Source organism: Nodosilinea sp. FACHB-141, from assembly GCF_014696135.1.
Taxonomy (GTDB): Bacteria; Cyanobacteriota; Cyanobacteriia; order Phormidesmidales; family Phormidesmidaceae; genus Nodosilinea.
Genome location: NZ_JACJPP010000004.1, coordinates 66,953 through 81,467 on the forward strand (window position 1 = coordinate 66,953; position 14,515 = coordinate 81,467).

13 protein-coding genes are annotated in these 14,515 nt (G+C 56.9%); 9 read left to right on the forward strand and 4 right to left on the reverse strand.

Annotation, left to right across the window (positions count from 1 at the left end):
* Nucleotides 1-326 precede the first annotated feature (326 nt).
* Nucleotides 327-1,193 carry a hypothetical protein gene (locus tag H6F59_RS01640; protein ID WP_190694611.1) on the reverse strand — a complete coding sequence of 289 codons (867 nt, stop codon included), beginning with the start codon at nt 1,191-1,193 and terminating at the stop codon, nt 327-329.
* A gap of 153 nt (nt 1,194-1,346) precedes the next feature.
* Entirely contained in the window at nt 1,347-4,031 is a 2,685-nt protein-coding gene (gene mutS, locus H6F59_RS01645; RefSeq protein ID WP_190694612.1) for a DNA mismatch repair protein MutS, read from the reverse strand.
* A gap of 97 nt (nt 4,032-4,128) precedes the next feature.
* Here mutS and H6F59_RS01650 point away from each other — a divergent pair, with 97 nt between their 5' ends.
* From H6F59_RS01650 to H6F59_RS01680, 7 genes are all read left to right on the forward strand, one after another.
* Nucleotides 4,129-4,359, forward strand: a complete 231-nt coding sequence (locus tag H6F59_RS01650; protein ID WP_190515151.1) for a hypothetical protein — start codon at nt 4,129-4,131, stop codon at nt 4,357-4,359.
* A 125-nt stretch (nt 4,360-4,484) separates the two neighbouring features.
* On the forward strand, nt 4,485-5,261 hold the full coding sequence (locus H6F59_RS01655; protein ID WP_190694614.1) for an MOSC domain-containing protein: 777 nt from the start codon (nt 4,485-4,487) through the stop codon (nt 5,259-5,261).
* 42 nt (nt 5,262-5,303) lie between these two features.
* Nucleotides 5,304-6,515 carry a radical SAM family heme chaperone HemW gene (gene hemW / locus H6F59_RS01660; protein WP_190694898.1) on the forward strand — a complete coding sequence of 404 codons (1,212 nt, stop codon included), beginning with the start codon at nt 5,304-5,306 and terminating at the stop codon, nt 6,513-6,515.
* Nucleotides 6,516-6,740: 225 nt separating this feature from the next.
* Nucleotides 6,741-8,321, forward strand: a complete 1,581-nt coding sequence (gene serA / locus H6F59_RS01665; RefSeq protein WP_190694616.1) for a phosphoglycerate dehydrogenase — start codon at nt 6,741-6,743, stop codon at nt 8,319-8,321.
* A 162-nt stretch (nt 8,322-8,483) separates the two neighbouring features.
* Nucleotides 8,484-9,380: a 50S ribosomal protein L11 methyltransferase gene (gene prmA, locus H6F59_RS01670; RefSeq protein WP_190694900.1), complete on the forward strand. Its 897-nt coding sequence runs from the start codon at nt 8,484-8,486 to the stop codon at nt 9,378-9,380.
* Between the two features lie 4 nt (nt 9,381-9,384).
* Entirely contained in the window at nt 9,385-9,594 is a 210-nt protein-coding gene (locus H6F59_RS01675) for a hypothetical protein (RefSeq protein ID WP_190694618.1), read from the forward strand.
* Between the two features lie 8 nt (nt 9,595-9,602).
* Complete coding sequence (locus tag H6F59_RS01680; protein WP_190694620.1) at nt 9,603-10,787, forward strand: homocysteine biosynthesis protein; 1,185 nt, start codon at nt 9,603-9,605, stop codon at nt 10,785-10,787.
* A gap of 6 nt (nt 10,788-10,793) precedes the next feature.
* On the opposite strand, the gene H6F59_RS01685 is transcribed toward H6F59_RS01680, so the two are convergent.
* On the reverse strand, nt 10,794-11,879 hold the full coding sequence (locus H6F59_RS01685) for a hypothetical protein (RefSeq protein WP_190694622.1): 1,086 nt from the start codon (nt 11,877-11,879) through the stop codon (nt 10,794-10,796).
* A 452-nt stretch (nt 11,880-12,331) separates the two neighbouring features.
* Between H6F59_RS01685 and H6F59_RS01690 the strand changes: the two genes are divergently transcribed.
* On the forward strand, nt 12,332-13,210 hold the full coding sequence (locus H6F59_RS01690; protein ID WP_190694624.1) for a tetratricopeptide repeat protein: 879 nt from the start codon (nt 12,332-12,334) through the stop codon (nt 13,208-13,210).
* Here H6F59_RS01690 and H6F59_RS01695 read toward each other — a convergent pair.
* Complete coding sequence (locus H6F59_RS01695; RefSeq protein ID WP_073607132.1) at nt 13,207-13,521, reverse strand: hypothetical protein; 315 nt, start codon at nt 13,519-13,521, stop codon at nt 13,207-13,209. The two genes, H6F59_RS01690 and H6F59_RS01695, sit on opposite strands and share 4 nt — an antisense overlap.
* A gap of 133 nt (nt 13,522-13,654) precedes the next feature.
* On the opposite strand from H6F59_RS01695, the gene H6F59_RS01700 reads away from it, so the two are divergent.
* A complete protein-coding gene (locus H6F59_RS01700) occupies nt 13,655-14,251 on the forward strand; it encodes a pseudouridine synthase (RefSeq protein WP_190694626.1) in 597 nt (198 codons plus the stop codon).
* Nucleotides 14,252-14,515 lie beyond the last annotated feature (264 nt).

Here is a 14,515-nt window from a genome sequence, read left to right on the forward strand (position 1 = left end):
GCGTGCTGTTGTGTTGTTTGTTGCGAAATATTGAGCGGCTATGAACGGATTTTGACATAGAGGGATTGGCTAACCAGTTGGCATTGAATGTTCTAAGACATTCAGAGTATGCAATAGTTTTCCCGGTTAATTATTGATTGCACCGCCCTGACTTAGTATGTGAGTATAGATTTGGGTGAGGAACGCAGTTCTCCTAAATCAAAATCTATGGATTGTGCTTGCCCACATTGAAAGACGATTGTTCAGACAACGTTGAGCTTGCTACTAAACAGGGATCGTGCTCAGTAGGGTTGCCTTAGTTTCAAATGCATATACTTGTCACCGAACTATTGAAAGTGCTCATCAATTAATTGCTTTGGGCATAGCTCGTTTAAGTAATTATTTTCATCAACTAGACTTCTTGCAAATGACTTAAATCCGGAGACAGTCATGAATTCGATGTGGCTTAGCTTTAGCGACGGCAAATCATAAGAGCTAGTTGATTTATGCTTTTTATCCATAAACACGCTTACATTGTTTACTTGCCTGACTGGAATTTTTATGTCCCCACAATTGTCATAAGCAATAATCCATAATCGCTCATCTGGAATAACAACAAACGGCATGAAAATATGCAATTCATATTCACTCTCAAAAGACTTAATTTGACGATGCTCCTGAGAATATGCGATTAAGCTTGAGATTGATTGAGACCATTTATCGAAAATTTCTGAATCCTTCCCCAAAAAAGAATCACCTTTTCTTATTACTTGATTCACAGATTTACCGCAAAATTCATCAATTCGATATCGCGAAGGATTTGCAATATCAAAGGGATGAAATTTCCCTAACAAGCCATGAACTTGATTTGTCACTTTTGATGTTATGTATTTCTTGGTAGCACAAATGAATATTCTTAGGTTTGATTCAATTTCGGAGCGAGGCAGACAAGATACTAATACAGGACTAAACTCGCTAATATTTTTGCACTCTACCGCAGCGTGCAAACAGATATTGTCTCGACAGTAAGTAAATCGAAAGTCATATTCTCTAGTCTTCTGTGTTGTTGGATCTTCATAAGTGCCTCCGTGAAGTGGAATGATACCGATCCCGGAAAGTGCTTGCTTAACTTGAATTTCAAAAGCAAAGTCAGAGTAACTTAGAATGAATTCTTCGATGTCACTTTGATCAATAGGACGAGGGCTGTTAGGCATCTAGTTTTCTTCAGTAGCAGGATGACTAGCTATGTGGCAAGTGCAATTTTTGCTGGCGGCTTTTGCAAATCTGTCAGAGAAGCCTTTCAGCTTAAGGTTAAAAGTTTTACGTTTAGAGCCGAGCGATCCATGCTTTGGTGGCCCAGGTCAGAGTCAAGGTCTCCCAAACAGATCGAGCTGTTCTGAAGGGTCATAAGCACCTGCCAAATCTTTTGATCGGCGGCGGGGCTTACTCGGTTGAGGCGCTTCACCCCGTAACCCTACGGCGATCGTGCTGTTGCGCTCGATTTCGCGCATCACGTCGCGGGCGCGTTGGATGACAGAGGTGGGTAGCCCCGCCAGCCGCCCTGCCTCAATGCCGTAGGATTTGTCAGCTCCGCCGGGCTGCACCTGGTGCAAAAAGATAATTTGGTCGGGCATTTCTTTGACCGTGACCTGGTAGTTGGCTACGTTGGGAATCAGCGCCGCCAATTCATTCAGCTCGTGGTAATGGGTGGCAAAAATGGTGCGGGCCTCGATCTCGACTGCCAGGTGCTCGGCCACCGCCCAGGCGATGGAGAGACCATCAAAGGTGGCGGTGCCCCGGCCGATCTCATCGAGCAGCACCAGGGATCTGGGCGTGGCGTGGTTCAAAATGTTCGCCGTCTCGTTCATCTCGACCATGAAGGTGGATTGGCCGCTAGCCAGGTCGTCAACGGCACCGACGCGGGTGAAAATGCGATCGCACACCCCCAGCCGCGCCCCCTTGGCGGGCACAAAGCTGCCCATCTGGGCCATCAGCTGAATTAGCCCCACCTGGCGCAGATAGCAGCTCTTGCCGCTGGCGTTGGGGCCGGTGAGAATGATCAGGTCTTGGGGGTGGTCGGCGTCGCGATCGGTCGGGATCGTGCCCATGTAGTTGGAGTTGGGCACAAAGAACCCAGCCGGGAGCAGCTGTTCGACCACGGGGTGGCGGCCCTCGGTGACGGCGATCGCCCGCGACTCATCCATCTCGGGGCAGCAGTAGCCTTGGAAGATGGCCACTTCTGCCAATCCGCACAGCACATCAGCGGCCGCTACTGCTGAGGCTACTTTGCGAATCAGTTCGACCTGCTCGCCCACCTGCTCGCGCAGCCGGTTGAAGATCTCGTACTCCAGGGCATTGATCTCAGACTCAATGTTGAAGACTCGCGTTTCGCGCTCCTTGAGTTCGGGGGTGATGTAGCGCTCTTCGTTGGTGAGGGTCTGCTTGCGGATGTAATCGTCGGGGGCTTGGTCGGCGCGGGCGCGGGAAATGCTGATGTAGTAGCCAAAAGCTTTGTTAAAGCCAACTTTGAGGGTGGAGATGCCGGTACGCTGGCGCTCGGCGGGTTCTAGCTCCGCAATCCACTTTTGGTCGTCCACCGCTTGCTGGCGCAGGGTGTCAAGCTGAGCGTTGACGCCATCACGAATTAGGTGGCCTTCGGTGAGGTAGAGGGGCGGGGTTTCGACCAAGTGCGATCGCAGCGTCTGCCCCAGTTGCTCTAGCTCCGGCGGCACATACTGCAAGGCTTGCAGGTAAGGCGAGGTCGCTTTTTCTGCCAAAGCTGCCAAGTCAGGCAGCCGCAAAAACGAATCCGCCAAGGCAACGAGATCCCTGGCGTTGGCGGTGCCAGATCCAGCTCGACCCGCTAGCCGTTCTAAGTCATAGATCTGCTTCAGCTTGTGCTGGAGCATCTGCCGCAGGTTGCCGTCCTGCAACAGTTCCACGATTGTGGACTGCCGCTGTTGGATGCCCTTCACGTCCAGCAGCGGTTGCAGTAGCCAACGGCGCAGGGTGCGCCCGCCCATGGCCGTAACGGTGCGATCGAGCGCCCACAGTAAAGAGCCGTTGTAGGTGCCATCCCGTGCCGTCTGGGTAATTTCTAGATTGCGGCGGGTCTGGTGATCGATCACCAAGTAGGCGGCTAGGGTGTAGGTGCAGAGGGGCTGAAGCGGAGCCTGCACGGTCTTCTGTGTCTCTTCGACGTAGTGCAGCAGGCCGCCCGCTGCCCGCACCGCCAGGGGCAAGTGGTCGCAGCCCAGCCCTTCTAGTGACCTGAGCCGAAACCGCTGGAGCAATCGCTGCCGCGCCTCGCTTTGGCTATAGGGACCTTGGGGCCGCAGGGTGTAGCAAAACTGACGCGGCAGGCAGTCCGGCAATTGGTCAGACTGATCTCCCGGACGCAGCATTGCCCCCAAGTTGGGCGCATCCACCGGAAAAAGCACCTCGGCGGGCTGAAGCCTGAGCAATTCCTGACAGAGCTGATCGAGGTCTTCCCCTTGGGTAGTGAGAAATTCTCCAGTGGAGACATCGGCATGGGCCATTCCCCAGTGGTGACCAGCCACCACTACAGAGGCCAAAAAGTTGTTTTGGCTGGCGCTCAGCATACCCTCTTCGATCACGGTGCCGGGGGTGATGACGCGGGTGACTTCGCGCTTGACCAATCCCTGAGCAACCGCCGGATCCTCAACTTGGTCGCAGATGGCGATCGCATAGCCCCGTTCAACCAGCAGCGTGCAATAGCGATCGAGGGCGTGGTGGGGAATGCCTGCCAGGGGCACCCGGCCAATCTGCTTGCCCGCCTCTTTGCTGGTCAGCACCAGCTCTAGCTCGCGGGCGATCGCGATTGCATCTTGAAAAAAGGTTTCAAAAAAGTCGCCCACCCGATACAGCACCAGAGCGTGGGGATACTGCTCCTTCATCTCCACGTAGTGGCGCATCATCGGCGTCAGGTCATCCCAATTTACCGAGTGGTGGTCGGCGTAGCGCACCGTGTGCTTGGCCAACCGCTCGGGGATGGGGGGCGGGCTATCAGCGGAGGGGGAAGAACCGGGCATGGATTGTGTCAGATGTTACGCACCGTTAAGCTTCGTTGCACGGCCTGTGAGGGGTACAGAGCCTATGTTAGTTTCGATATCGTTGCATATGTTATCGATGTTTAATAGAAGAGAGGTTGTTTCCGTGGCCCTGTCAGAAAACTTTGCTCCAGCCCTGACCGAAACCCGCGAAGACTTTTCCGAATACGTCGCCCATCTCCAGCTCCACATGACGCTCCAGGCTCGCAACTTGGTGCCCTCCCTCAGCAACACCGGCGATAGCCGCCACCATCTGCTGCACCAAACCCAGGCCGATATCGAGAAATTCGTCTCCCGCCAGGGGTTCTAGAGAACTCGTTTAGAGCAGTTGTTAAACCGGAATTCTGGACCGTAGCCGCGTATCGAGGCCAGCCCAGGGTTCCGTTTTTTTTGTAGGCCGCATTGCCCGGTTCAACCGCCTACCAACCTTCAGCTATGACCTGCCATCTCGCCCGCATTGATCGTTTCCCCGTCAAATCATTAGATGGGGTTTCGGTGTCTCAGGCCACGGTATTGGCCAGTGGAGCGTTGGAGGGCGATCGCACCTACGCCCTCTTCGATGCCCAAAATCGGCTGATCAACGGCAAGCGCAACGCCGCCATCCACCGCCTACGCGCCACCTTTACTGAGAATAGCGAGGTGATTACGCTGGCGATCGAGGGGGACAACGTGTCGGCCACGTTTCGGATGCAGGAGCAGAAATCGCAGCTCGAAGCCTGGCTGAGCGACTACTTTCAGCAGCCTGTCACTCTGCGAGAAAACCGCAACCTAGGCTTTCCAGACGATACTGCCGCCGCTGGGCCAACCATCGTCAGCACAGCCACGCTAGCCACCGTCGCCGCCTGGCACAACCTCACCCTTGAAGAAACCCGCCGCCGCTTTCGCACCAACTTAGAAATCGACGGTGTCCCTGCCTTCTGGGAAGACCAGCTCTTCGGCCCCGACTCAGCCCCTGTACGCTTTGCGATCGGCAATGTGGTGCTAGAGGGCATCAACCCCTGCCAGCGTTGCATCGTTCCTACCCGCGACACTTTAACCGGGGCAGCCACCGCCCCTTTTCAAAAAACCTTCTCTCAACAGCGGGCCGCCACCCTGCCCGACTGGGCTCCCTCATCGCGGTTCAATCACTTCTATAAGCTGGCGGTCAATACCAACATCATCGGCCAGGGCGGCCACACACTCAAAGTAGGGGATAGTGTTAGCTTGATTTAAGCGGCGTCCCTTGCCCAACGTTTTTCAGGGATAGCCATGCCCATGATTGCTAGCCCGGCCTCTGCCTACATTCACATTCCCTTTTGCCGCCGTCGCTGCTTCTACTGTGACTTCCCTATCTCAGTGCTGGGCAACCACCAGCGGGGCGAGACCTCCGGCACAGTCGAGAGCTACGTAGACCAGCTGTGCGAAGAGATTGCAGCCACGCCAAAGCTCAACGAGCACCCCCTACAGACTGTATTCTTCGGCGGCGGCACCCCTTCTTTGGTCTCTGTCCCCCAGCTCGAACAAATTCTCGCCCAGCTCGACCAGCACCTCGGCATTGACCCCACAGCCGAGATCTCCATGGAAATGGACCCTGGCACCTTTGATCTAGAGCATCTTCAGGGCTACCTAGCCGCAGGCATCACCCGCATCAGTCTCGGCGTGCAAGCACTGGATGACACAACGCTAGAAAGCTGCGGCCGATACCACCGCGTTGTTGATGTCTATCGCGCCGTCGATTGGCTGCATCAGGTCGCTATGCCTAACTGGAGCCTAGATTTGATTTCGGGACTGCCCCATCAGACCCTAACTGATTGGGAAATTGGCTTGTTTAAGGCGGTAGCCCTCCACCCCCATCACCTGTCGATCTACGATCTGACGGTGGAACCTCAGACAGTATTCGCCAAGCGCTACCAGCCCGGCGACCAGCCTCTGCCCACAGATGAGCAAACGGCGGCGATGTATCGACTCGCCCAAGCGTTGCTCACTGCCCAGGGCTACGAGCACTACGAAGTCTCTAACTACGCTCAGCCAAAGCACCAATGTCAGCATAATTTGACCTATTGGCGCAATCAGCCCTACTACGGCTTTGGCCTCGGGGCGACTAGCTACACCCAACTTCAGCGCGTTAGCCGTCCTCGCACCTTGGCCACCTATGGTGACTGGGTAACAGAGTTTCAGGCTGCTGGAGGAATCCACAGCGAACCTCCGACACCAACCCTGGAGCAACTGCTGGATCGACTGATGTTGGGCTTGCGATTAAAGGAGGGAATCAGTGGAGATGAGGTGCGATCGCTCTGCGACCCCGCCACTTGGAACACCCTTCGCTCAGCCCTCAATCCCCATATTGCTCAAGGCTGGGTGATGCTAGAAGGTGACACCTGGGACACCCTGCAGCGTCTGCGGCTCAGTGATCCCGAAGGTTTTCTGTTCTCTAACGTTGTGCTCTCTGACTGCTTTCGGGCGATCGATGACTTGATTGACAGTTGAAGTTCTAGGGACATGATTTGAGCCTCAACTTGCGGAGCAGCTTGCAAGATTAAACTCCTTAAATGGTGCATCGCTCCGCGGATGCACCCTACATCACCCATCCACCCGCCTACCCATCCACCCTCCTACCCATCCACCCACACACCGCCAAAAGTAACCACACACTAATGCCCCGCTCCGCCTTTGCAGTAAAGTAGATCCCTGTGACATTTTTATGGCTGACCCATGCCCAAGGTTCTAGTTTCCGACCCCGTTGACCAGGCGGGCCTCGATATTCTTTCCCAAGTTGCTCAAGTAGATGTCAACACCAGCCTTTCCCCTGAGGAACTGGTAGCTGCCATCGGCGACTACGACGCGCTGATGATTCGCTCTGGCACCAAGGTGACCAAGGCCGTCATTGATGCGGGGCAGAACCTAAAAATTATTGGTCGAGCTGGGGTTGGGGTCGACAACGTCGATGTGCCCGAGGCCACCCGGCGGGGCATTGTGGTGGTCAACTCCCCAGAAGGCAACACCATTGCCGCCGCCGAGCACGCCCTGGCCATGATGATGTCGATGTCGCGCTACATTCCCAGCGCCGATCGCTCCGTTAAATCTGGCGAATGGAAGCGCAAAGACTTTACCGGGGTTGAAATTTATAAGAAAACCCTTGGCGTGGTGGGCTTGGGCAAAATTGGCTCCCACGTGGCCACCGTAGCGCGGGCCATGGGCATGAAGCTGCTGGCCTACGACCCGTTTATTTCTGCAGAGCGCGCTGAGCAGCTGGGCTGCCGCTTGGTGGAGCTAGATCTGCTGTTCCGCGAAGCCGACTACATCACTCTGCACCTGCCCAAGACCCCCGAGACCACCCACCTGGTCAATGAAGAAGCCCTAGCGACCATGAAGCCCACGGTGCGCATCATCAACTGCGCCCGGGGCGGCATCATTGATGAAGCCGCGCTGGCTAAAGCTCTGCGTGAAGGCACCATCGGTGGGGCCGCTCTGGATGTCTATGAATCTGAGCCTCTGGGCGATTCAGAGTTGCGAGAGCTAGATAAAGCCATTATTCTCACCCCCCACTTGGGAGCCTCCACCGAAGAGGCCCAAGTGAATGTGGCCATCGATGTGGCCGAGCAAATTCGCGACGTGCTGCTGGGGCTACCGGCGCGATCGGCAGTGAATATCCCCGGCCTGCGCCCCGAGGTGATGCAAAAGCTACGCCCCTACCTGCAACTGGCTGAAACCTTGGGCAACCTGGTGGGTCAGCTGGCCGGGGGCCGGGTTCAAGAACTGACGGTACGCCTCCAGGGCGACATTGCCGGGGGCGATACCCAGCCGATTATGGTGGCGGCGCTCAAGGGGTTGCTGTCCCACGCGCTGCAGGAACGGGTCAACTATGTTAACGCCTCCATCGAAGCGAAAGAGCGCGGCATTCACGTGATTGAGACCCGCGATGCCGACATTCGCGACTACACGGGCTCGCTAAACCTGTCGGCCAAAGGCAGCCTAGGCGAGCACTCCGTCACGGGTGTGCTGCTGGGGGGCAGCGAAATTCGCGTCACCGACATCGACGAGTTCCCCATTAACGTGCCACCGACGCAGCACATGCTGTTTACCCTGCACCGCGATATGCCGGGCATTATCGGCAAAATTGGCTCGCTGCTGGGCAGCTTTAACGTCAACATTGCCAGCATGCAGGTGGGCCGCAAGATTGTGCGCGGTGACGCGGTCATGGCCCTCAGCCTTGATGACCCCCTGCCGGAGGGCATTCTGGATGAGATTCTCAAGGTGCCGGGCATTCGCGATGCCTATACGGTGAACCTGTAGGTTTGAGGAACCCTGTAGGATAGGCAAGGGCAACAGCGCTTGGCCTTGACGGAAAGTGGGTAGTGGGCAGTGCCCATCCTACAGGGTCACGATCAGGAGCGCATCGTAGAGATAGAGTGTTAGCCCAATTTTGATAGTTGCGAGGCAGCCCCTAGAATGGCCGTGGTTAACACCTGGTGGGAAGTGAAGGTACTGTGCGATCCATCTTTGGAGGACACAGTCTTTTGGCGGTTTGACAGCTTTGGCAGCCAGGGCACCTCAACCCAGCAGCGGGGATCATCCTGCGTGGTGCAGGCCTATTTTCCCCAGCATCGGCTAGAGCTGCTTGACCTATCGGCCATGGCCCTGTTAATTAAGCAAGACGCTCTCTGCAACAATCTGGTGCTGCCCCGCATCAGCTGGCAGCTGATCGACGAAGAAGACTGGTCTAAAAGCTGGAAAGACCACTGGAAGCCAGAGCCAATTGGCGATCGCTTCTTGATTACCCCCGCTTGGTTAGAGCCTCCGGCAGACAACCAGCGGCTGGTGCTGCGCCTCGACCCCGGCGTGGCCTTTGGCACCGGCAACCACCCCACCACTCAGCTCTGCCTAGAGTCGCTCGAAATGCGGCTGACCTATGAAAAAACCGACGTTACTATTGCCGATATTGGCTGCGGGTCTGGCATTCTCTCGATTGGGGCGCTGCTGTTAGGAGCTAGACGGGCTTACGCTGCCGACACCGACGACTTAGCAATTCATTCGGCTGTCGGCAACCGCACCCTGAACGGGCTAACGGAGGAGCAGCTACCGCTGCTGCACGGTAGTTTAGACACCATTGCCCAAGCCATTGATGCTCCCGTAGACGGCATTGTCTGCAATATTCTGGCGGAGGTGATTATGGACCTCATCCCCCAGATGCACACTATTGTCACTCCCGATGGCTGGGGCATTCTCAGCGGCATTTTGCTCGATCAGTCGAAACTGGTGGCCGACACCTTGGAGCAGCACGGCTGGGTGGTGGCCACCCTCTGGCGGCGACAGGAGTGGTGCTGTCTCAACGTGCGGCGATCGCCCGCCTAAACCCATGAATCGTTCTGATATCAGCTTTGTAGCTAAAGTGATCGGGCTCTCGGCAGCCCTGAGCGCTCTGATTAAGTATGGGTTGCCTATGGTGTTGACCGGATCTCAGGTGGCTCAAAACAACCCTACCCTAGGCTTGGTCGTAGCGCTGCTACTGGCTCCCTCAGCATTGATGGGCGGCCTTTTCTGGCTGCGGCGCACCTCTAACTCCTAGGCTTGCCCATGCGCACCATCGACAGCATCAACGCTAAAATTCGCGCCGGGCAGGTGGTTGTGCAAACCGCCGAAGCCTTCAAAGTGCAGGCCAAGGAGCAAGGCATTGCCGCCGCTGCTAAAGCGGTGGATGTAGTGGTCGCTGGCACCTTTGAGCCGATGGAGTCATCGGGCGCCATGATCAACTTGGGTCACACCGACCCGCCCATCAAGCTACTGGAGTGTTACCTAGATGGAGTGCCCGCCTACGCTGGCTTCGGGGCAGTAGATGTCTGCTTGGGGGCGAGCCAGCCAGCCGTGGCCGGGCGCGGGGCCGATCTGGGCGAGGCCGAAACCGTGCGAGAGCATGGCGGCGGCCATGTGATTGCCGATCTAATCGCCGGGCGCAGCGTGCCGCTTCAAGCCACGGGCCACGGCACCGACTGCTACCCCCGCACCTCCCTCGAAACCACCATTACCCGCGACAGCATCAACCAGTTCTACCTGTTTAGCCCCAGGGGGCTCTACCAAAATTTTATTGTGGGGGTGAACGGGGGCGATCGCACCCTTTCCACCTACCTGGGTCCTCTGCAGCCCCGTCTTGGCAATGCGGTGTATGCCAACTCAGGAGCGCTATCGCCATTGCTGAATGATCCGGACCTGGAGGCCATTGGCATCGGTACCCGCATCTTTTTCGGCGGCGGTATTGGCTATCTCGCTTGGGAGGGCACCCAGCACTTTCCGCTGCAGCGCCGGTTGCCCAACCGCACCCCTATCGGCCCCGCCGCCACCCTGGCCCTGATCGGCGATGCCAAACAGATGCAGCCCTACTGGGTGAGGGGCTGCTATTTTAAGGGCTACGGCCCTTCGCTGATGCTCGGGGTTGGGGTACCGATTCCCATTCTCAATGAGCAGGTGGCGGCCCACTGTGCTGTTCAGGACGCTGACATTGTCGCCCCTGTGATGGACTTTTCCATTCCCCGACGGGTGCGGCCCACCTTTGGCTTGGTCAGCTATGCCCAGCTCAAGTCGGGCAGCATTACCATCGAAGGTCAGCCGGTGCGCACGGCACCGCTAGCCAGCATTTACATGGCCCGCCAGGTGGCCAACGAGCTCAAGACCTGGATTGAAGCTGGACAGTTTGAGCTCACGTCCCCAGTGGCGGCGGCACCTCAAGACCGTGCCTTTTTGCCCCAGGATGCCTTGGGCAGCTAACCAGCTTTATTCGGTACTGCTTTCAAGATTTTCGTCCCGCTTTTTGGGGCGATCCATTCCGGAATCGCTGCCCTTGACACCGGTAGGCCGACGGCTAGGCATGGGTGGACGGCTACCGCCGGGCCCGCTGCGACCAGCACCGGGCCTGCCGCGCCGAGGCGGGCCACCACCACTGCCCTTAGCCCGCTTCTTAGGCGGCACGATGCCTACCGCTGAGGCTTCGCTGAGCACCAGCACCTTGGCTTCGCGCTTGACTTTAAAGTCCCAAAAATAGCCCACAGTACGGCCCTCAATGGTGCCGTGGAGCAGTAGTTTGAACGGTTTAGACGCGCCGGGAGTGCGCTTGGCCCCCTGCAAAATCTTGACGGCAATACATTTATCTTCAGGCGTGTACTTGATGACCTCGCCGCGAATCGAGAAGAAGTTGTCGTCTACCGGCGGCAGGTCAGCCAAATCTAGTTTTTCAGAGGCAGCTTCATCAGGACCGTCCTCGTCTTCGCTGGCAGGGGATTCTCCAGGTAATCCGAGAGTTTCAGGCTCCCAAACTCCAACGATCTGCAAGTGTAGGTCTTGGTCATCATTATCAAGCTCGCGCCGGGTGCGGGGGTAAACCACCCATAGGTGGGACACCGTTAAGTCAATGTGCTTTTTTACTAAACTAGTAATGCGACCAAGCAGCACCGAGTCGATGACGTGGCCATCGTCAGTGATCAAGTTGCCCCGGTTGAGCTGGTCGGCTTCGCTCGGTTCGTAAGTGCCCCGCACCAGACCAATGGCCCGGTACTGCATCGGTTCGCTGGGGGGAGCAATGGGCTGATAGCGATAGGCCGCAGGATCTATTTCAGTGGCGGGCTCTGGGGTTTTCTCTGTTACGGTTGCCTTAGGCGCCACTACAGCATGGTCAACCGCCTTAACCAACGGCTTGACAGCCACAGAAGTGTCTGGAGTGACGGCGGGGCGCACCGGACGCACCGGGCGCTGGGGCGGCGACAGTAGCGATGGCCGATCCGCAGTGGGTGCCGTCCCCTTGTCGTGACTATCCTTAGCGTTAATGTCGCTCTTATTAGAAGCGTCTTGCTCTGCAGAACCCATAACACCCACCGATCTCCCTCTCAACATAAACTAGCCACCCGGCGCAACAGCAACTCTGCGCATGACTTAGCCTGTAAGCCTAGCGTAACATTCACCCTTTAATGTGCATTGTCAGGGCAAATATTTAAGCGGTTAACACGATTCGCTCAAGGCTTTACAAACAAGTCAAAAAGCTACCTTTAAGGTGATTCTCTACTGCCAAGGCAGCCTGCACTGCCGCAGCTGTGTCCTTAATTGAGTAACTCTCCTAAGTTTCCATCGGTAACGGTTAGCAATCCGTATTGTTTCTGAGCTTTTTGACAACTTCTTTGCTACTGTAGCCCTGTCTATGGCCTTGCCAGGCTAGGGCGCAGATTCAGCCCTAGGCTAAAACGCTAAGATCATTTACTTAAACGATTGATTGCGATCGCACTTCGGCTGCGATCGCGCCGCTCCCTTGAAGAGGTACACCCGTGACCGCAAACCGCAACCGTTGGCTCGTTGGCACTGTCTTAACCCTGGCCTTAGCAGCCTTTTTATCGCTGTCGCTGCTGCCAATTTTGGGCAGCAATAGCGGCCGTAAAGCCAGCAGCACCCCCGCCGCTGACCCCGCCGCTGACCCCGTGGCCATGCAGGCCGAGCTGGAGGCCCAGGCAAAAGGCTATGAACTGGTGCTAGAGCGCGAGCCCGACAATCAAACCGCTCTCCAGGGGCTAGTTGACGCTCGCATTCAGCTCGGCGACATCAACGGAGTGGTAGCTCCCCTCGAAAAGCTCGTCGAGCTCAACCCTAGCGTGCCTGACTACGCGGTGCTCCTGGCCCAAACCAAGCAGCAGATGGGCGATCTCGAAGGCGCGGCCCAGATCTATCGTCAGGTGCTCGACCAGCAGCCCGGCAACATGAACGCCCTGCAAGGGTTAACGGTGCTCCTAGTGCAGCAGGAGCGGCCTCAGGCAGCGATCGGGCTGCTGCAAGATACGCTTAAAACCGCCAACCAGCTGCAATCAGAGGGCGGCGCCGCCGGTTTCGACACGACATCGGTGAAACTGCTGCTGGCCCAGGTGCATGTCGAGAACAAGAACCCAGACCAGGCGATCGCCCTCTACGACGAGACCATTGCCGCTGCCCCCGAAGACTTCCGCCCGGTCTTAGCTAAGGCGCTGGTGCTGCGAGATCAGGGCGACACTGAAACGGCCCAGGCTCTTTTTGCCCAGGCCACAACCCTAGCTCCAGCACAGTACAAAGACCAAATTGGTCAAATGGCGACCCAGGGACAGACAGCACCGGAGGCTAGCGGCGGCATTGTCGAGCCCGCTCCCGCTGAACCTGAGCCCACCAAGTCAACGCCCTAGCTCATTGCCCTAGCCGGAGTCGAAGAGGCAACCCCTCGATCGGGACGGCTTGAGGCGGCGGCGCTGGCGTCGACAGGCTCAAACTCAATGTGGTTGAGCAGGGTGGTCACAAAGGCAAACAGCAAGAACGGCAGCGACAATACCAGAATCAGCCCTACGGTAGCCAGCGCAAAAATTGGCTGCCGCGCCCCCATCAGCGCCAGGGAGGCCGCTAAACTCACGAACAAAATCACCAGCCAGGCAATAACTTGCCCGTAAATATCTCCAAAGGTAAGCGTGCAAGCGAAGCGATACTTATTGCCGGTATCCATGGTGTTGTCCTGCCAGAATCAGTCCTATTAGAGTTCAGCATATCGGCCTCACCTAGACCGCTGTAGTTTCTCAACATTTCCACAAGAGTTGCAATGAAATGTTGCAGCCCATTACATAGATATAAGCGGGACCATGGGGTATCAGTACATTCTGTTTTACAAGCCCTACAACGTACTCAGTCAGTTCAGCTCGGGGAGCACCCCGCCCGCCTCTGACTCGGCCCCCCGCCTCACGCTGAAAGACTTCATTCCCATTGCCGACGTTTACCCCGTCGGCCGGCTCGATCGCGATAGCGAAGGCCTGATGCTGCTGACTGACCACGGCCGAGTCCAGCATCGGCTGAGCGAGCCCCGCTTTGGCCACCCCCGCACCTATTGGGTACAGATCGAGCAGGTGCCTGCTCCAAACGCCCTCGCCCAGCTACGGCAGGGGGTCACCATTAAGGGCTACCGCACCCAGCCCTGCCAGGTCGAATTGCTCACGACCGAACCCCTCCTGCCGGAACGAGATCCGCCCATTCGCTTTCGTCAAAGCATCCCCACCGCCTGGCTAGCCATGACCCTACAGGAGGGCAAAAACCGTCAGGTGCGCCGCATGACCGCCGCTGTGGGTCACCCCACCCTGCGGCTGGTGCGCCAGGCGATCGCCCATCTCCACCTGGGCAATCTACAGCCTGGCCAGTGGCGGCATGCTACCCCTGCTGAGCAGCGAGGGCTGCTGCAAATCTAGACTCTGGCGATCGCCAACCTTACGCAACTTGGCTGAGACCGGGTCAAGAAACGATGGGTCAACCAGGTCAGGACAAGGGCATTAAGTTACCATGAGCTTGCAATAGGGGCGACCTGGAGGTGACCCGTGCGATACTTAACGTGCAACGGTGAGGCCGTTTTACTTCGAAGGTGCATTAAGCGGTTGCTGAGAGTCTGCTGATTCACCCAGAGCCGCGCACAACTTAAACGCCTGGCGATAGGGCATGCCCTACTTGCTGGCTGG